Annotated in this window: 20 protein-coding genes; 6 read left to right on the forward strand and 14 right to left on the reverse strand. The window is 63.9% G+C overall.

Translation table 11 applies throughout. The features are described 5' to 3' along the window. Positions 1 to 13: 13 nt before the first annotated feature. The 12 genes from flgH to NKI88_RS04705 form a co-directional block, all read right to left on the reverse strand. The gene (flgH, locus tag NKI88_RS04650) at positions 14 to 718 is read right to left on the reverse strand and encodes a flagellar basal body L-ring protein FlgH (protein ID WP_023673654.1); all 705 of its coding nucleotides are present in this window, start codon (positions 716 to 718) and stop codon (positions 14 to 16) included. Next, the gene (locus NKI88_RS04655; protein WP_488377112.1) at positions 715 to 1,296 is read right to left on the reverse strand and encodes a MotE family protein; all 582 of its coding nucleotides are present in this window, start codon (positions 1,294 to 1,296) and stop codon (positions 715 to 717) included. Before NKI88_RS04655 ends, flgH begins: the two co-directional genes overlap by 4 nt. A 3-nt stretch (positions 1,297 to 1,299) precedes the next feature. Next, positions 1,300 to 2,541 (reverse strand): flagellar basal body P-ring protein FlgI, encoded by a 1,242-nt coding sequence (locus tag NKI88_RS04660; RefSeq protein WP_023673652.1) that lies wholly within the window; start codon positions 2,539 to 2,541, stop codon positions 1,300 to 1,302. Then, positions 2,538 to 3,065 (reverse strand): flagellar basal body P-ring formation chaperone FlgA, encoded by a 528-nt coding sequence (flgA, locus tag NKI88_RS04665; RefSeq protein WP_352653944.1) that lies wholly within the window; start codon positions 3,063 to 3,065, stop codon positions 2,538 to 2,540. Before flgA ends, NKI88_RS04660 begins: the two co-directional genes overlap by 4 nt. A gap of 6 nt (positions 3,066 to 3,071) precedes the next feature. Beyond that, positions 3,072 to 3,860 carry a flagellar basal-body rod protein FlgG gene (flgG, locus tag NKI88_RS04670; protein ID WP_023673650.1) on the reverse strand — a complete coding sequence of 263 codons (789 nt, stop codon included), beginning with the start codon at positions 3,858 to 3,860 and terminating at the stop codon, positions 3,072 to 3,074. An 11-nt stretch (positions 3,861 to 3,871) separates the two neighbouring features. After that, entirely contained in the window at positions 3,872 to 4,207 is a 336-nt protein-coding gene (fliE, locus tag NKI88_RS04675; RefSeq protein ID WP_352653946.1) for a flagellar hook-basal body complex protein FliE, read from the reverse strand. After that, the gene (gene flgC, locus NKI88_RS04680) at positions 4,207 to 4,623 is read right to left on the reverse strand and encodes a flagellar basal body rod protein FlgC (RefSeq protein WP_352653948.1); all 417 of its coding nucleotides are present in this window, start codon (positions 4,621 to 4,623) and stop codon (positions 4,207 to 4,209) included. Before flgC ends, fliE begins: the two co-directional genes overlap by 1 nt. Positions 4,624 to 4,625: 2 nt before the next feature. Next, complete coding sequence (gene flgB / locus NKI88_RS04685) at positions 4,626 to 5,006, reverse strand: flagellar basal body rod protein FlgB (RefSeq protein WP_023683310.1); 381 nt, start codon at positions 5,004 to 5,006, stop codon at positions 4,626 to 4,628. An 85-nt stretch (positions 5,007 to 5,091) separates the two neighbouring features. After that, the gene (locus NKI88_RS04690; protein ID WP_352653950.1) at positions 5,092 to 5,958 is read right to left on the reverse strand and encodes a hypothetical protein; all 867 of its coding nucleotides are present in this window, start codon (positions 5,956 to 5,958) and stop codon (positions 5,092 to 5,094) included. After that, positions 5,945 to 7,366: a flagellar protein export ATPase FliI gene (fliI, locus tag NKI88_RS04695; protein WP_352653952.1), complete on the reverse strand. Its 1,422-nt coding sequence runs from the start codon at positions 7,364 to 7,366 to the stop codon at positions 5,945 to 5,947. The genes NKI88_RS04690 and fliI overlap by 14 nt, the downstream gene beginning before the upstream one ends. 4 nt (positions 7,367 to 7,370) lie before the next feature. Beyond that, positions 7,371 to 8,096: a flagellar basal-body rod protein FlgF gene (gene flgF, locus NKI88_RS04700; protein ID WP_023671749.1), complete on the reverse strand. Its 726-nt coding sequence runs from the start codon at positions 8,094 to 8,096 to the stop codon at positions 7,371 to 7,373. Between the two features lie 7 nt (positions 8,097 to 8,103). Further along, a complete protein-coding gene (locus tag NKI88_RS04705; protein ID WP_352653954.1) occupies positions 8,104 to 9,915 on the reverse strand; it encodes a DUF1217 domain-containing protein in 1,812 nt (603 codons plus the stop codon). A gap of 144 nt (positions 9,916 to 10,059) precedes the next feature. On the opposite strand from NKI88_RS04705, the gene motA reads away from it, so the two are divergent. The 6 genes from motA to NKI88_RS04735 are packed head-to-tail and all read left to right on the forward strand — an operon-like array spanning position 10,060 to position 14,917. Continuing rightward, positions 10,060 to 10,935: a flagellar motor stator protein MotA gene (motA, locus tag NKI88_RS04710; protein WP_023691719.1), complete on the forward strand. Its 876-nt coding sequence runs from the start codon at positions 10,060 to 10,062 to the stop codon at positions 10,933 to 10,935. 35 nt (positions 10,936 to 10,970) lie between these two features. Beyond that, on the forward strand, positions 10,971 to 11,903 hold the full coding sequence (locus NKI88_RS04715; RefSeq protein WP_023671752.1) for a FliM/FliN family flagellar motor switch protein: 933 nt from the start codon (positions 10,971 to 10,973) through the stop codon (positions 11,901 to 11,903). 33 nt (positions 11,904 to 11,936) lie between these two features. Then, positions 11,937 to 12,326: a flagellar motor switch protein FliN gene (gene fliN / locus NKI88_RS04720; RefSeq protein WP_023671753.1), complete on the forward strand. Its 390-nt coding sequence runs from the start codon at positions 11,937 to 11,939 to the stop codon at positions 12,324 to 12,326. Between the two features lie 44 nt (positions 12,327 to 12,370). Next, positions 12,371 to 13,387 (forward strand): flagellar motor switch protein FliG, encoded by a 1,017-nt coding sequence (locus tag NKI88_RS04725; RefSeq protein ID WP_352653956.1) that lies wholly within the window; start codon positions 12,371 to 12,373, stop codon positions 13,385 to 13,387. 13 nt (positions 13,388 to 13,400) lie between these two features. Continuing rightward, positions 13,401 to 14,483 carry a flagellar biosynthesis protein FlhB gene (flhB, locus tag NKI88_RS04730; RefSeq protein ID WP_023823326.1) on the forward strand — a complete coding sequence of 361 codons (1,083 nt, stop codon included), beginning with the start codon at positions 13,401 to 13,403 and terminating at the stop codon, positions 14,481 to 14,483. Next, positions 14,480 to 14,917 (forward strand): BspJ family T4SS effector nucleomodulin, encoded by a 438-nt coding sequence (locus tag NKI88_RS04735; protein ID WP_023671756.1) that lies wholly within the window; start codon positions 14,480 to 14,482, stop codon positions 14,915 to 14,917. The genes flhB and NKI88_RS04735 overlap by 4 nt, the downstream gene beginning before the upstream one ends. A gap of 33 nt (positions 14,918 to 14,950) precedes the next feature. Here NKI88_RS04735 and NKI88_RS04740 read toward each other — a convergent pair whose 3' ends face one another. Then, positions 14,951 to 15,721, reverse strand: coding sequence for a helix-turn-helix transcriptional regulator (locus NKI88_RS04740; protein WP_023686334.1), 771 nt, complete (start codon positions 15,719 to 15,721; stop codon positions 14,951 to 14,953). Beyond that, positions 15,718 to 16,428, reverse strand: a complete 711-nt coding sequence (locus tag NKI88_RS04745; RefSeq protein ID WP_023671758.1) for a helix-turn-helix transcriptional regulator — start codon at positions 16,426 to 16,428, stop codon at positions 15,718 to 15,720. The genes NKI88_RS04740 and NKI88_RS04745 overlap by 4 nt, the downstream gene beginning before the upstream one ends. Positions 16,429 to 16,651 lie beyond the last annotated feature (223 nt).

A 16,651-nucleotide genomic window follows, 5' to 3' on the forward strand; every position in this document is an offset into this window, starting at 1 on the left:
CCGTTCTCCAGTCCTAAAAGGGGAGGACTTGGTCGAGGATCTGCTGACCGTAAGCGGGCTGCTGGATTTCGCTGACGCGGCCGCGGCCGCCATAGGAGATGCGCGCCTCGGCGATGCGTTCATAAGAGATGGTGTTTTCAGCGCCGATATCGGATGGACGCACCATGCCGGCGATGGTCAGCACCCTGAGCTCGTAATTGACGCGCACCTCCTGTGAGCCCCGGATCATCAGATTGCCGTTGGGCAGGACTTCGGTGACGACGGCGGCGACGTTGAGCTCGAGGTTCTCCGAGCGCTTGATTTCGCCGTCCGCATTGGTTTCGGTGGTGGAGCTCAGCCCCGCGTCGCCCTTGCCGCTGGTGGTGGCACCTTCCCATCCGAGGTTGACGTCATAGCCGAGCTTGCGCCCGGCGGTGCGGCTGCGGTCGTTCTGGTTCTTGAAGTTGGCCTTGTCGTTGAGCTTGATCCTGACGGTGAGGATGTCGCCGTCGCGCAGCGCGCGTGGGTCGGTGAACAACCGGCTCTGGCGATCATCCCACAGCGAGAATTTCTTCACTGGCGCGGGTGGCGTTTCGGGATAGGAGTAGGGCGCATTGACGCTGCCGGTAATGCCGGTGCCAACCGGCGACAGCGCCGGCTCCCTGCCGATCTCCCTGGGGTCGGAGGCGCAGCCGGCAAGTGAAGCGGTGGCGACCAGGGCGAGTATATGCGACTTCATGACGGGTCTACCCTTCGCGCCGCGCTGGCCATAATGCCGGTGAGCGTGGCTGCCGCCTTCTGGTCCATTTCGTTGAGAATGACGCCGGCCTTGCGCGAATCGAGTTTCATCAGGATGGCGGCGGCGAGATCGGTGTTGACCATGGCCAGGCGCTCGGCCGCGGCATCCGGTTTCATGCCGGCATAGATCTTGACGACGCCATCCTCGGCGCGGGCCAGGAAAACTTCACGCCGCTTCAGCCATTGCTCGTATTCGGCGCGCTTGTCGTCCAGCGCCTTCATGCGGAGGTCGATGCCGGCCTGCAGCTGCTTCAGCTCTTCGGCCTGCAGCGCGTAACGGCGGTCGCGGGCGGCGTCGGCGATGTTGGAGCAGAAGCGCTGGATCTCGCTTTCATCGGGCACCTTCTCGCGGACCAGCTGCTGCACTGCCGCCGGCTGTTGCCCGCCAGGCAGAACCTGCCGCACCGCTTCTTCCGCGCGGACAGTGCGGCCGGCAAGGACGGTGGCGGCGATGACGCAAGCTGCCAAGGCTGCGCTGCGGCGGTGCTGCTTTTGGGAAAAGAAATCGATCATCGGCATGGCCTATTGGAGAACCAGATCGGCCTGCAAAGCGCCGGCCGACTTGATGCCTTGCAAAATGGCAATGATGCCGTCCGGCTTGACGCCGAGACGGTTGAGGCCCGACACCAGCGTTTCGAGGTTCGGTCCGTCGAGCACATTGACGCGGGCGTCAGGCCGCGTGGCATCGATGGTGGTGAAGGGTTCCTCCGCTGTCACGCCCTTGGAGAACGGTTCCGGCTGGACGATCTTCGGCTGTTCGGTGATCCGCACGGTGAGCGTGCCGTGGCTGATCGCCACCCGCGAGATCTTGACCTCGTTGCCGATGACGATGGTGCCGGTGCGTTCGTCGATGACGACGCGTGCCGGCGTGTCGGTCTCGACCACCAAATTCTCGATCTCGGCGTAGAAGCGCGCCGCCGAAACATTCTTCGGCCGCCTGATCTGCACGGTGCGTGCATCGCGCTCCGCCGCCACACGCATGCCGAAGCGTTGCGAGGTGTAGCCGTTGATGGCGTCGGCGATGCGGACGGCAGTGGAGAAATCGGGGTTGCGCAACTGCAAGGTGAGCAGCGCCTGGTCCTCGAATTCGGCTCGCACAGTGCGCTCGACGATGGCGCCGTTGGGCACGCGGCCGGCCGTCGGCACGCCCTGCGTCAGCTTTTCGGCATCGCCTTGGGCAGTGAAGCCGGAAACGATGACCGAGCCTTGCCCGACAGCATAGATCTCGCCATCGGCCGCCTTCAGTGGCGTCATTATCAGCGTGCCGCCGGCAAGCGATGTGGCGTCGCCCATGGAGGAGACGTCGATGTCGATGCGGGCGCCCGACTGCACGTAAGGCGGCATGTTGGCGGTGACGATGACGGCGGCGACGTTCTTGGCCCGCGCGCTGCCACCTTCGGTGGCGATGCCGAGATTTTCGAGCATGGCGCGGATCGACTGTTCGGTGAAGGGCGAATTGCGCAGGCTGTCGCCCGATCCGGCGAGGCCGATGACGAGGCCGTAGCCGACGAGCTGGTTGTCGCGCGAAGCCTGCAGCTGCGCAATGTCCTTGATGCGCGATGCGACCTGGCCGGGTGGCAGAGAGCTTGGGCCGTTGGAGACCCTGAACATGCGGTTGGTGGTGGCCGGATCGTATTCGGGATCGACAAAGGCGCCGCCATTCTGGCCGGCAAGATCGCGCTTTTGCTTCGGCGTAAGACCGTCGGCCAGCGCCGGCTGCAGGCCGACAACGGCCGCGAGCAGAAGGGCAGCTCCGCGTCTCATGACGCGCTGACCCGGATGGTGCCGTCAGCCATCACCGTGCCGGAAAAGATCTTGCCGCTGTCTGTGTTGCGGACCTTTATCAAATCGCCGGCGGCACCCGGCTGCAGCGACACCGCCGTGGCCGAAATGGTGAGGTCGCCGGCGATGAAATAGACCTGCACGTCGGCGCCCTGTTCGACCAGCCAGGCGTCGCGGATGGCGGCGACCGGGATATAGCGGCCGGGCAGCAGCGTGCGCTTGGCGACCTTGCCCTGGAGTTCCATGGCCCGCGTGGCGACCGCATCCGGCCTGTGCTTGCCGGGGAGCAGCGTCACCGGTTTCAGCACGCCGGTGTCGATCATCTCGCCGGGATAAATGACCCGGTTGGGGATCAGAACGATCTCGCCGGTTGCCTTACTGCTCGCGACCTGAGTGGTGGTCTGCTGGTCTGCGCTCTCCTGGGCAAACGCCGGCACACCGCCGGCCACCAGCGCCAGGATCAGCGCGGTGCGGCAAAGCGGGGAGCGGAAGGCCGGAGAGACCATCAAATCTTACCTGATGTTCTTGGACACGACGGAGGCCATGTCGTCGGCGGCCTGGATGACCTTGGAGTTCATCTCATAGGCGCGCTGCGCCGAGATCAGCTCGGTGATTTCCTTGACCGGATCGACGTTGGAGGCCTCGAGATAACCCTGCTCGACCGAGGCGAAGCCGGGATCGCCGGGCACGCCGACATTGGCCGGGCCGGAGGCCGGCGTCTCCTGGAACAGATTGTCGCCGAGCGGCGCGAGGCCTGCTTCATTGGCGAAGTTGGCGAGCTGCAGCTGGCCCAGCAGCTGGAGGTCGGTCTGGCCGTCGATGCGGGCAAAGACCTGGCCGGTCTTGTTGACGACAACTTCGATGGCATCGGTCGGCACGGTGATGGCCGGGATGACATTGGCGCCGTCGACGGTCACCAGCTGGCCGGTGGCGTTGGTGTTGAAGGCGCCGGCGCGGCTGTAGAGCGTGCCGCCGTCGCCGCCCTCGATCTGGAACCAGCCGCGGCCCGTCAGCGCCATGTCGAAACTGTTGCCGGTCGAGGTCAGTTCGCCCTGCGTATGGACGTTGCGCACCGCCGTCGTCTTGACGCCGAGGCCGATCGACACGCCTTCCGGCACAAGCGATGAATTGGAGCGGTTGGGCACGCCCTGCGTGCGGTCGACCTGGTAGAGCAGGTCGGAGAATTCGGCGCGCGCGCGCTTGTAGCCGGTGGTGTTGATGTTGGCGATGTTGTTGGCGATCACTTCCAGATTGGTCTGCTGGGCATTCATGCCGGTCGCTGCGATGGCGAGTGCTTTCACGGCAAGTCTCCTCAGATGCCCATACGGGTGATTTCGAGATAGGCGGAGACGACCTTGTCGCGAATGGCGATCGTGGTCTGCAGGGCCTGCTGGGCGCTCATGACGGCGTCGACGACCTGGCGGGTATCGGCGTCGCCCTTGAGCGCCTGGATCGAGACCTGCTCGGCGTTCTGCAAGGTGTTGACGGTCTTTGAAGCAGCCTGGCTCAGCGCTTCGGCGAAGGTGGTGCCGATTTCGCTGCCGGCCATCGGCGCCTTGGTGCCCTGGAACAGGTCGGTCGTGGTATCGGCGCCGCCGATCTCCGGCTTGAGGGGAAGCGATCCGATACCGCCAATGCCGCTGATCATTACTGGTTCCTCATCAGCTCGATGGTCATGGAGATCAGATCACGCGCCTGCTTGATGACCTGAAGGTTGGCTTCGTAGGAGCGGTTGGCTTCGCTCATGTCGGCCATCTCGACCAGCACGTTGACATTGGGCATCTTGACGTAGCCCTTGTCGTCGGCGGCCTCGTTGCCGGGCTGGAATTCGACGGGAAAGTCGCTGGGGTCGCGGTCGATGGAGTTGACCTCAACTGTCGTGCCACCCGAGGCACGATCGAGTTCCGAGACGAAACTGATGGTCTTGCGGCGATAGGGGTCAGCGCCCGGGGTGTTGCCGGTCGACTGCGCGTTGGCGAGATTTTCCGAGACGACGCGCAAGCGGTCCGACTGGGCGCTGAGGCCGGACGCGGCGATCTTGAGGGCTGAGGTCAAGGAGTCCATGGTCAGCTCTTCACCGCCATCATCATCATCGAATGGAAGGCCTTGACGATCGCGGTGTTGAGTTCAAACGAGCGGCGGACCTCGCCGGCCTTCATCAGTTCGTTCTCGACCACGACCGTGTTCTTCGAGGGCATGATGGCGCCGGTCGTCTCTTCTGGCTTGACCGTGAAGCCGGCATTAGTGGCGGCAGTGCCGAGGTGGCCTGCCTGGGTGGCGGTCAGCGACACTGCCGTGCGGTCGAGCACCTTCTCAAACGGCTCGACATCGCCGGCGGTGTAGCCGGGCGTGTTGACGTTGGCGATGTTGCCGGCAATGGCCGACTGGCGCACCGACAGCCATTGCGACTGCTTGGCGGCGAGATCGAAAAGATTGACGGGCTCCATGGGGATCTCCGGGCTGGTACGTACAAGACTAGGCTGCCAGTCTTGCGCGGACCTTGCGCGGCTCGGGGGTAAATCCGGTGTGCCGCTATTTGGAGAGTTCGATCACCTGGTCGGTGCTGGTGACCATGACCCACTTGCCGCCCCGTTGCTCGATCGACGAGACGACGCTGGTATCGGGCAGCTTCGAGCCGCGCTGGACGATCCACAGGCCGGCATCGTCCTCGATCATGGCGCGGCCATTGGCGACATGAACCATGCGAAATTTGGCGTCCGCCGGGAAGGGCTGCTCGTCGACGCCGGGAGGCTGGGTCTTGTCCTCGGGGTCCTGCAGCGTGCCGGTGGCGAACAGGTCGACATCGGGAACATCGTTTGCCGTCAGCGGCTGACCGCTGTTCTCCATCTGCGAGCCGCCGCTGACCCGCCCTGCATTGGTGCCGCTGCCGCCGAACTTGATCGCCTGCACGCCGAACTGGTCCTGATTGAAGAAGATATACCAGGGAAACAGCGCGCAGATCAGGCCAAGCGTGATGCCGAGCGCGGCAAAGACGATATCGCTGCGGCGGTCGGATTTCTTGTCGAGCCTGGGATATTGCGGCCTTGGCGGCTGCGGCCATTCGGTGACCGGGAACAGCCCGTCGAGAAGCGAGTCACGACTGGTCTCCATAGCTTCGTCGGGGCCGGCGCGAGGGGTCCTTGGCAATTCAGGCTTGACGACGCTGGGCAAGGCAGGCTCGGCCAAGCGAGGCACAGTGGACTCGACTACGCTGGCTACCCTGGGCAAGAATGGCCTGGCGGCCCTGGCCAGAATGGCCTCAGCCTTGGCGGCCTTGTCGAGATCGGCCTTTGCCCTGACAGCTCTCGCTTCGTTGGCCCGGGCTTCCTCGGCGGCACTGGCCTCTGCGATCATCTCGCGCAAAAGCCGCTCGGTGTACTGAAGCTCAGTCTCCTGCATCGACACTTTGCTTGCCTTTCAGATGACGGGCGAGGTCGGAGAATGCGTCGCTCGAGGCGCGATCCCTGGGCGACTGCGTCAGCGCCTCGTAGATCAGCGGCACCTGGCGCACGGCAATATCGAGCTCGGCATCGGCGCCGCCCTGATAGGCGCCGAGCAGGCGGATGTCGCGCGTGTCCTCGAAGCGCGAGATCATCGACTTCAGCCTGGTCACCAGCATGCGTTGCTCGGGGCTCCATGCCTTGTCGGCGAGGCGCGAGATCGACGACAGCGGATTGACCGGGGGGTAGCGGCCCTGTTCGGCAATGGCGCGGTCGAGCACGACATGGCCGTCGAGAATGCCGCGTACCGAATCGGCGACCGGGTCGTTGTGGTCGTCGCCGTCGACCAGCACCGAGATGATGGCAGTGATTGATCCCTGTCCTTTGATACCGGGGCCTTCAGCGCCCGGGCCAGCGCGTTCGAGCAGCTTGGGCAGGTCGGTGAAAACCGAAGCGGGATAGCCGCGGGCGACCGGCGGCTCGCCGGTGCCGGTCGCTACCTCGCGCAGCGCATGGGCAAAGCGGGTAATCGAATCCAGCACCAGCAGCACGCGATGGCCCTGGTCGCGAAAATGTTCGGCAACGCGCATGGCGGTATCCGGCGCGCGCCGGCGCATCATGGCGCTCTCGTCGCTGGTAGCGACGACGGCGACCGTCTTGGCCATGCTCTCTGCGCCGATCGTGTCTTCGAGGAATTCGCGTACCTCGCGGCCGCGCTCGCCGATCAGCGCCACGACCACGGTGTCGAAGGCGTCGGCGCCGGCCAGCATGGCGAGCAGCGTCGACTTGCCGACGCCGGAACCGGCAAAGACGCCGAGGCGCTGGCCGAGGCAGAGCGGCGTGAAGATGTCGATGACCTTGACCCCGGTCTTGAAGGCGGTGCCGACGCGCTGCCGCGCCATGGCGCCGGGCGTTGTGCCGTCGCCGCTCGCAGCCTCGCCGATCCTGATCAGCGGCGGGCCGCCGTCGATGACGCGGGTCAGCGCGTCGATGGCGCGCCCACGCCACGAAGCATGCGGCGTTACCGTCAGCGGGCCGCGGCGAAACACGGCGTCGCCGATGCCGGCGTCGGCGCTGCGTTCGAAAGGGGCGATGACGACTTCGTCGCGGCCGATCCTGACGATCTCGCCGCGGCGCGTGCCGGCATTGCCGCGCTGTTCGACGAGGTCGCCAAGCCTGGCGACTTCAGACAGGCCGCGCACCTTGTAATGCGTTGGCGAAACCTCCGAAACACGGCCGCCGCGCCGCAGCAACGTCTCGGTGTCATCGAAGCGGCGCCAGATCCGCTCCAGCGCAGCCAGCCGGTTTTCCGGTGCTGTCTCCGGTTGCCGTTCAAGCGCGCGTATCGATGATTTGCTGCTCGACATGCTGCTACGACTTGGAGCCGAGCGTCTTGATGGCGTCGTCGGTCGAGGCATCGGTCTGGCGCATCAGCGCCGCCGTGTTCTCGAAGGCGCGCTGGACCATGATCAGGCGCGTCATCTCCAGCACCGGATTGACGTTGGATTCCTCGACATAGCCCTGCGCGACGCCGAGATCGGAACGGTCGGTGACCGGCTCCGGCGCACGCGCGGGCACGATGCCAGAATTGCCGTAGCGGACGAAATTCGGGCCGGGATCGAAATTGAACAGGCCGATGGCGCCGACGAGCTTGTCGCCCTGGCGCAGCGAGCCGTCGGCGCCCGCCTTGGGTGGGCCGTCGCGCGGGTCGAGCTGGATCGGCGCACCGCCGGCGTCGAGCACCGGATGGCCTTCGAGCGACATCAACTCGCCGTTCTCGTTCATCGAAAAGCGTCCGTCGCGCGTCATCACGGTGCCGGCCGGGGTGTCGATGCCGAACCAGGCATCGCCCTGGACGGCGAAGTCGAACGGGTTGCCGGTCTGCGTCATCGCGCCATGCGCGCCGGACAAATAGGTCTTGCCGGAGGAGGCGAAGGACACCGATTTGGGGCCGCTGCCGGAGACGACATCCTCGAACTTCACGCCGGTGGCGCGAAAGCCGATGGTCGAGGCGTTGGCGACATTATCGGCGATGGTGTCGAGACGGCGCTCAAGCGCGATCTGCGAGGAAAGGGCGACGTAAAGGCTGTCCTGCATGGTGTTCTCAGAATCTCAGTTTCTGCATGGCCATCATCAGATCGGTCGAGATGCCGACGGTGGTCGGCTGCGCAAACAGCACACCGATCGATGTCTGGGCGGTCGAGGTCGGATGATTGATTTCCCAAAGGCTGGTGAAGCGGGTGAGGAATTTCTCGAGCTTGGCCGGGTCGGTGAAATCCGTGAGGTCGAGCTTTGCCTCGAAGGCCTGCGCCTGCTTGTCGATATCTGCGGCAGCGAAGGAATCGGGCAGGCCGATGGCGGTGCGTACCACGCTGGCCAGGGCCGTGTCGGCCAGCACGTCGTACCAGTTGGTGATGGTCGAGGCCTTGCGCTCGAAATAGAGCGCCAACCGCACGCCCTCATTGGTCTTGCCGGCGTCTTCTTCCAGGGTCTGGCGCATGTATTTGTCGACCACCGGCTGCTGCGACGGGCTGCGGGTCGTTGCCGCTTCGCCGTAGGCCTCGAAATTCAACGAGGTGGCGAGCCTGGCATAGGCCTTGTTGGAGAGCTTGTTGGCGACACTGGCGGGATCGCGGACACCGCCCTCAAGGACATCACGGACGAGATCCTTGTTGGTGGTCGCCGGATCGAGCCCGCTTGCGGACAGAGCATAGTTATAAAGGCGGCTGCCGGCCATCAGGTCGTCGACCGATTTCACCTTGGTGATGTTGGCGAGGTAGTAGCTGGTCTCGGCCTGGACGGCGTCCGCATTCGGCTTGATGAGGCCAAGACTGGACTCGGTCGTGTAGAGCTTCGGCGTGGTCTTCAGCACCGCGTCGCGCGTGGTCGTCTGATCGCCATACTGGGCAAAATCAAAGGCGCTGACGAAGTTGGCGTAGCTCTTGTCGGTCAACAGGTTGGCGGGACTCAACGGATCGGTGACGCCGCCATTGACCATGGTGCGGATCTGCTTCGTCGTCTGGGTCGATGCATCAAGCCCATAGGCAGCCATGGCGAAGGTCAGCAGGCGCTTGTCCTTCAGCAGGTCTTCGATGGACTTCACCTTGGAGATGTTGGCTGCGTAGTAGTCGGCCTCGCCCTTGATGTATTGCGCGGTCGGCTTGACGAGCAACAGTCCGGTTCCGCCGATCACAGCCTTCGGCACCGCCTGCTGGACGGCGTCGCCCGCCGTAGCCTGGTCGCCATATTGGGCAAAGTCGAAAGCCGCGACGAAAGCCGCATAGCCCTTGTTTGTCGACGTGTTTGCGGGGCTGTTCGGGTCGGTGACGCCGCCTTCCAGCATGGCCCGCACGGTCGCAGCCGGCTCGGCGTCGGCGTCCAGGCCGAACGCGGCCATCGCATAGGTGAGCAGGCGATCGTTGCCCATCAGGTCGTCGATCGATTTTACGTTGGAAATGTTGCTCAGGTAGTACGAGGTTTCGCCCTTGTAGTAGGTGAAGCCGTTCTGCGAAGGGCCGACCGAGACCTGGAGACCATAATTGTTGGTCACGCCCTGCTGTGCCGAATTGTAGCTCGTGGCATTAGGGCCCAGGGCGGCGAAATTGAAGGCCGACACGAACTCGGCATAACGCTTGTCGCTCAGTTTGTTGGCGAAGCTGTCGGAATCCGACACCCCTTCCTTCAGGGCTTTGACCATGAAGGCCTTGGCGTAAGCCATGTCGCCGAGACCGAAGGCCTTCATGGCATATTTGAACAGCCGGTCGTTCTTGACGAAATCGTCGATCGATTTCACGCTGCCGATGTTCGCGAGATAGTAGTCGGTTTCGCGCTTGGTGATCGGCTCCGCCTCGATGCGGTCGATCGCCTTGGGGATGTCCCTGGCGATGAGCTGGTAGCTGGTAAAAGTGCTCAACACGACATGCCTCCGGTCGCAGCTTCAAAAGCAAGACTATGCGGACTTGCTTGCGCGAGGCTGAATCGCCTCACCTTGCATGATTCAAGCCTCACACAAGGCACGGGGGCTATCGGTTAGGCCTGACGTGATGCGGAAGGATCTGGCGTGGGCATTCTGATCGGACTTGTGGTGACGCTCGGCTGTGTTCTCGGCGGCTTCATGGCGATGGGCGGCCATCTGCATGTGCTGATGCAGCCTTGGGAAGCGGTGGTCATCTGCGGCGCCGCACTTGGAACCTTTCTCGTCGCCAACCCGATGAAGACGGTCAAGGACACCGGCAGGGGTATCCTCGAAGCGTTCAAGCAGGCGGTGCCGAGGGAGCGCGACTATCTGGAGACGTTGGGCGTGCTGCACAGCCTGATGCGCGAACTGCGCTCGAAGTCGCGCAGCGAGGTCGAGGCACATATCGACAATCCGGAGGAATCGGCGATCTTCCAGGCATTCCCGACCGTGCTCAAGAATCACGATCTGACGAATTTCATCTGCGACTACTGCCGCATCATCATCATCGGCAATGCCCGCTCGCATGAGATCGAGGCGCTGATGGACGAGGAAATCCAGACCATCAAGTCCGACAAGATGAAGGCTTACCACGCGCTTGTGGCGGTGGGCGATGGTCTGCCGGCGCTCGGCATCGTCGCCGCCGTGCTCGGCGTGGTCAAGGCGATGGGCGCGCTCGACCAGTCGCCCGAAATCCTCGGCGGCCTGATCGGCGCTGCCCTTGTCGGAACCTTCCTCGGCATCTTCCTGTCCTATGCGGTGGTCGGGCCGGTCGCCACCAAGATCAAGACGGTGCGCGAGAAGAAGAACCGCCTCTATATCATCGTCAAGCAGACGCTGCTTGCCTACATGAACGGCGCCCTGCCGCAGGTGGCCATCGAGTTCGGTCGCAAGACCATCTCGTCCTATGAGCGGCCGACGATCGATGCCGTCGAGCAAAGCACGATGAACACAGCTTCCGCCGAGAAGAAAGCGGCTTGAGCCATGCATGACGACAGACAGGACCGCACGCCGTCATGACAAGTCCTGGCAGCCCCTCGCAAGCCCGCTCGCTGATCATTGAGCGTCTGGTCGGTGACAGCGGTGAGGCCGCTCATGTCATCGGCACCGGGCGCTCGATGGGCGAGCGCGCCCTGCCGCTGCTGCAGAAGAGCCTGGCCGGCGAACTCGGCGCACCGGTCACCGTCGACCTGCGCGCGGTCGAGATCAGCCGTGTTCCCGATGCCCGCACGAATGCCGGCGATGCCTTTGCCATGGCCATCATAGCATCGCCGACGTCTTCGGATGCGATGACGCTGGTGGCAGATGCGCCGGCCATCGCCGTGATGGTGTGCGCGCTGTTCGGCGGCGATCCGGATCAGCCGGTTTCGCCGATCGAGCGCGCTCTGTCGCAGATCGAGACCGATGTTGCGACCACGGTCTTCCAGGAAGTTGCGCAGGCGTTGAACGGATCAGGCCGGCGCTCGCTCGAGCTGCGGCTGCCGGTGCCGCGGGCGCTTTCGGGCAGCGAAGCCAAGCGCCGCGTGCTGCGCGATGGCGCGGCGGTGCGCATCGTCTTCGGCATCTCGACGCCGACCGACAGCGGAACGGTCACGGTGATGATCCCGCAGCGCATCCTGCTGGCCACACGCGGTATCGCCGATGTCCACGACAGCGAAGGCACGACCTCCGACTGGCGGGCACGTTTTTCCGAAGAGGTCATGCGCTCGACGGTGACGCTCGAAGCGACCATGCCGCTGGCCCGCCTGACGCTCGGCGATCTCGCCGGTTTCGAGCCGGGCCAGGTCATCGAGTTCGAGGAAACCGCGCAGTCGCACGCCAAGCTGAGCGCGCGCGACAAGACGCTGTTTGTCTGCGAGTTCGGCAAACTCGGGCAGAACTACACCGTCCGGATCAGGCATCCTTACGATGCCGGTCAGGATTTTATCGACGGGCTCATGCCGGGCTGACGCCGGGCAAGCTCAAGCATTTGGAGACGACTGATGGCCAAGACCAAGGTGGAAGCCAATATCGACCAGCCGGACGAACAGCTCGACCGCGCCATCGAGGAATTGCGCGGTGTCCTCCAGGAGGAGGAAAAGCGCCCCGACGCCGCCTTGCGGGCTGCCACGTCCGGCGCCAATTCGAACATCATCATGAGCATCCCGGTCGATGTGCAGATCATCCTCGGCAGTACGGAAATGCCGGTGTCGGACCTGATGGCGCTGCAGAAGGGCTCGACGGTGGCGCTCAACCGGCGCATCGGCGAACCGGTCGATGTCGTGGTCAACGGCCGCAAGATCGCGCGCGGCGAAATCACCGTGCTGGAAAGCGATCCGTCGCGCTTTGGCATCAGGTTGACCGAAATCATCGCTGCCGCCAAGAGCGCCTGAGGATTAGACGACATGCGGTCTCAGCAGCGATCGGAGCTTATGCCATGACGACGCCGGTGACGCTCACGCGCCCGCAAAAGGCCGCCGCCATCCTGGTGGCGATGGGCAAGCCTTCGGCCAGCCGGCTGCTGAAATTCTTCAAGCAAGAAGAACTGAAGGCACTGATCGAAGGGGCGCGGCTGCTGCGCACCATTCCGCAAAGCGACCTCGAACGCATCGTCGCCGAATTCGAGGCCGAGTTCACCGAAGGTGCGGGCCTGCTCGATTCCGCCGACCGGATGGACACGATCCTCAATGAATCGCTGTCGCCCGAAGAGATGAGCGCCATCATGGGCGACAAGCGCTTCGAGGTTGCGCCGGAAGGGCCACCGCCGATCTGGCCGGAGCTGGAAAAGCTCGAACCGACGCGTCTGGGCACATTCCTTGCCGCCGAGCATCCCCAGACCGCGGCCATGGTGCTGTCGAAGCTTGCGCCGCAAGCCGCCGCCAACATTTTGCTGACCATGGAAAAGCCGATGCGCAGCGAGATCATCAAGCGCATGGTGACGATGGCGACCATTCCGGACGGGGCCACCAGGATCATCGAGAACCAGCTGCGCGCCAGCGTGCTGGCGCAGACCGCGACCAAGGACATCTCGGCGGGACAGGCGCGCGTCGCCAGTGTGCTCAACGAAATGGACAAGCCGCAGCTGGAAGAGGTCATGCAGGATCTGGAAGAGGCCGGCACGCCGGACCTCGGCGGTGTCCGCTCCAGGTTGTTTGCCTTCGACGATCTGCCGCTTTTGACGCAGAAGGCGCGGGTGCTTCTGTTCGACGGGCTGTCGACCGAACTGATTACGCTGGCGCTGCGCGGTGCACCACCCGCATTGACGGAATCGGCGCTCTCGGCGATCGGCGCACGGTCGCGGCGCATGATCGAGTCCGAGCTCGGACAGGGCTCGGAAGGCATTCAGCTTGCCGATATCATGACGGCGCGCAAGAACATCGCGGTGGCGACAATCCGGCTTTCGCGCGAGGGGGCTTTCGAACTGCCCTCGTCGCAGCAGAGCGAAGCGGCTTAACGCCGAGAGCTGAATGGCTGAAGCGGCGGACAAAGACTCCAAAACCGAAGACGCGACCGAAAAGAAGATCCGCGACACCATCGAACAGGGCAGGCTGCCCCATTCCAGGGAGGCCGCACTTCTGGCGTCCTTCATCGCCATACTGGTGTTCACCGTCTTCTACGCCAAGGACGCGGTCGTCAATCTCGGCATGTTCCTGTCGATGTTCCTGGAAAAGCCCGAGGCGTGGCCGATGGACACCGAGACCGACGTCATCGCGCTCTACAAGACCGTGATGATGGAAATAGGCAACGCCGTCGTCAGCCTGCTGGTGCTGCTGGTGGTGGCCGGCATCGGCGCCTCGGTGCTGCAGAACATGCCGCAAGTCGTCGGCGAGCGGATCCGGCCGCAACTGTCGCGCATCTCGATAGCCAAGGGCTGGACCAGGATGTTCGGCATTCAGGGCTGGGTAGAATTCCTGAAATCGCTGGGCAAGCTCGGCTTCGCCAGTATCGTGCTCTACTTCACGCTGTCGCAGGACTACCGCCAGCTCCTGGCCGGCATGATCACCAACCCCGTCGCTTTCGGCCTCGTCATCAAAAGCATCACCGTCGACATATTGGTGGCGATCGTCTTCGTCATGGGGCTGATCGCGGCGGTCGACGTCGTCTGGTCGCGCTTCCATTGGAAGCAGGATCTGCGGATGACCAAGCAGGAGGTCAAGGACGAGTTCAAACAGTCCGAGGGCGACCCGATCATCAAGTCCCGGCTGCGCTCGCTGGCGCGCGACCGGGCGCGCAAGCGGATGATGACGGCGGTGCCGCGCGCGACGCTGATCATTGCCAATCCGACGCACTTTTCCATCGCGCTCAGATATGTCCGCGACGAGGATTCAGCACCCCTGGTGCTGGCCAAGGGCCAGGACCTGGTTGCGCTCAAGATTCGCGAGATCGCCAAGGAGCACAACATCCCGATCTTCGAGGACGTGGCGCTCGCCCGCTCCATGTACAAGCAAGTTTCGGTTGATAGCGTGATCCCGTCGCAATTCTACCAGGCCGTCGCCGAACTGGTGCGGATCGTCTACTCCAAAAAGGCTGAGCGGAGACAAATTTCATGAACCGCCAACCGCACGCAAAATCCCGCGAACTCATTGTCGCCAAGGCCATCGAGCAGGTGGTCGACGAGTTGCGGCTGATCGATGTCGCCGACTACATCGCTTTCATCCGGCTCGAGCATTTCGCTTGCCTGTCGGATCTGGTGGATTCGGCGGTGGAGCTGTTCTTCCTGCCGGGCACGCTCAGGCTCGGCCATGGCGGAGAGGCACATGTCGACTGGAGCGGCAGCCCGCGCATCGTGCTCGATCTCGAGCTTCGGCCGCCGGGCGTCACCGTCTATTTCCAGCTGACGCTGAGCGAGGAGAGGTCTTCGGTCGCGGTCAACTATGTGTCGTTCGAGAAGCCCGGCGAAGACCCCGAGCACAACACCGCCTTGCTGGAGACCGTCATCGAAGAGGCGCGCATTCGCCGGACCGAGCCGCTCGCCTATCGCTGATTTTCTTTCGCAAGCCGAATCGCTGGACGCTGACTACTCGATCAGCCCCAGCCGCAGCGCCTTGGCCACCGCCTGGTTGCGGTTGACCGCGTTGAGCTTCTGCGTCGACTGGGTGAGATACTGGTTGGCGGTGTGGACCGACAGCTTCAGCAGCCTGGCGATCTCTTCGCTGGTGTTGCCGTTGGCGGTCAGCTTCAGGCACTCCAGTTCACGCTTGGAGATCGACCGCATCCGGCCGGCATCGTTCGGACGAATGCGGGCGACGGCGGCGAACAGCGAAAAACAGCGGGCGTGGATTTCGTAGAGCGTGTCCTCCGGCAGAGCGATCGTCGAGCCGAGGAACACCACCAGCCCGCAATGGCCGCGATCGGCATGGACGGGAAAGGCAATGCCGTTGGTGCCCGGCGCCAGCGGCGCCGTCCGCTCCGCCCAGGCGAGGTTCTGGAAGACGGCGTCCGAGCCGGCGATGCCGTCATCGGCCCACCAGCGCGGCGCTGTCGAGGCGCCGCTGTGGCGCACCATCTCCTCGCCATTGGCGCCGGCGATGAACTTGGTTGTCACCGCAGTGGCTGGATAGTCGGAATCGAAGCTCGGCACCAGGCGCGCCCGTTCCGGCGAGGGGCTGACGAAATAGAGGCCAAACGCCGACGCGTTGATGTCGACGGCGATCCAGCGGCAGCGGCGCACCGCGTCCGGGATGGTAACGGCATGGTGCGTCTCGGAACCGATGGAGAAGGCGCCGAACGGATTGCGCTGCTCGTTGAAAAGGGCTTCGGCCGCCGCCTTGATGTCAGCGTGTTTCAAATGATGCCGCTCCTGATCGCCGTGGCGATGGCCATAGCGCGGTTCGAGGCCGCGAATTTCTGGATGGCGTGGGTGATGTAGCTGTTGACGGTGTTGGACGAGACCCCGAGGATCACCGCGACCTCATCGGTGGTCTTGCCTTCAGACACCCAGAACAGGCATTCGCGCTCACGGTCGGACAGCGGGTCCTGCATGGCGGCGGCGGCGATCAATTGCGGGATGGCGGACAGCGCGTAGCAGCACTTCAACTGAGCCTTCATCAGCGCCGGCTGGTCGATACTGCCGGCCTCGGCCGCCGAGAAAAGCGCAAACAGCCGCTGACGGCCGACATTGAGCCGCAGCGAATAGACTTCGGCATGGCCAAGCACGTCGAGCAGGCGCGCCTCTTCGCCTGTGAGCAGTCCGCCGGCGTCGGGCGCCGCGGCGGCGACCAGCGGCCTCGGGCGGATGCCAGGTGCAACGGTCAGCGGTCCCTGGGCAAGGCCGGCGATCAGCCGCTTGCCGATCAGTTCAATGGCGTCGAAGATCCAGTTGGATGAGACGATGCGGGCGTCGTTGCGGTCCTGGTCGTGGACGATGGCGACGAGCATGTAGCTGTCGGCGCCGATCTCGGCGGCAAGCTGCATGAAAAAGGAGGTGAGATCGCCGCGCGATTCAAGGCGCGAGCCTAACGTATCGGATTGGAGAAGCGCGGCGGAACTGCTCATTGGATGCTTTGGTTGTATGTCATGGCCGGAGTCTTTTCTTGAGCCCGGACGCTGGGGTTAGCAGCGGCCGAACTTGAAGACGCATCACGTTTACGAAGCACTCACACGGCGCGGTGGTCGCGCTGATCGCCGAATCCATTCAGGGAACGCGAAGCCGTCCGCGTCTGGTGCCGGTCATTGGCCGGAACTTGAGACTTTGGGTGGTCGCCGCGCCCCCCAAGGA

The sequence above is a fragment of the Mesorhizobium sp. M0317 genome, from assembly GCF_040321555.1.
In the GTDB taxonomy this organism is placed as follows: Bacteria; Pseudomonadota; Alphaproteobacteria; order Rhizobiales; family Rhizobiaceae; genus Mesorhizobium.

Bases quoted from the DNA above. Each gene is read 5' to 3' on its own strand.
- flgA (WP_352653944.1), bottom strand. From the start codon at position 3,065: ATGGTCTCTCCGGCCTTCCGCTCCCCGCTTTGCCGCACCGCGCTGATC.
- flgH (WP_023673654.1), bottom strand. From the start codon at position 718: ATGAAGTCGCATATACTCGCCCTGGTCGCCACCGCTTCACTTGCCGGC.
- NKI88_RS04655 (WP_488377112.1), bottom strand. From the start codon at position 1,296: ATGCCGATGATCGATTTCTTTTCCCAAAAGCAGCACCGCCGCAGCGCA.
- NKI88_RS04715 (WP_023671752.1), top strand. From the start codon at position 10,971: ATGACAAGTCCTGGCAGCCCCTCGCAAGCCCGCTCGCTGATCATTGAG.
- NKI88_RS04735 (WP_023671756.1), top strand. From the start codon at position 14,480: ATGAACCGCCAACCGCACGCAAAATCCCGCGAACTCATTGTCGCCAAG.
- flgF (WP_023671749.1), bottom strand. From the start codon at position 8,096: ATGCAGGACAGCCTTTACGTCGCCCTTTCCTCGCAGATCGCGCTTGAG.
- fliI (WP_352653952.1), bottom strand. From the start codon at position 7,366: ATGTCGAGCAGCAAATCATCGATACGCGCGCTTGAACGGCAACCGGAG.
- NKI88_RS04690 (WP_352653950.1), bottom strand. From the start codon at position 5,958: ATGCAGGAGACTGAGCTTCAGTACACCGAGCGGCTTTTGCGCGAGATG.
- NKI88_RS04745 (WP_023671758.1), bottom strand. From the start codon at position 16,428: ATGAGCAGTTCCGCCGCGCTTCTCCAATCCGATACGTTAGGCTCGCGC.
- NKI88_RS04725 (WP_352653956.1), top strand. From the start codon at position 12,371: ATGACGACGCCGGTGACGCTCACGCGCCCGCAAAAGGCCGCCGCCATC.
- flgC (WP_352653948.1), bottom strand. From the start codon at position 4,623: ATGGACTCCTTGACCTCAGCCCTCAAGATCGCCGCGTCCGGCCTCAGC.
- flhB (WP_023823326.1), top strand. From the start codon at position 13,401: ATGGCTGAAGCGGCGGACAAAGACTCCAAAACCGAAGACGCGACCGAA.
- flgB (WP_023683310.1), bottom strand. From the start codon at position 5,006: ATGGAGCCCGTCAATCTTTTCGATCTCGCCGCCAAGCAGTCGCAATGG.
- fliN (WP_023671753.1), top strand. From the start codon at position 11,937: ATGGCCAAGACCAAGGTGGAAGCCAATATCGACCAGCCGGACGAACAG.
- NKI88_RS04660 (WP_023673652.1), bottom strand. From the start codon at position 2,541: ATGAGACGCGGAGCTGCCCTTCTGCTCGCGGCCGTTGTCGGCCTGCAG.
- fliE (WP_352653946.1), bottom strand. From the start codon at position 4,207: ATGATCAGCGGCATTGGCGGTATCGGATCGCTTCCCCTCAAGCCGGAG.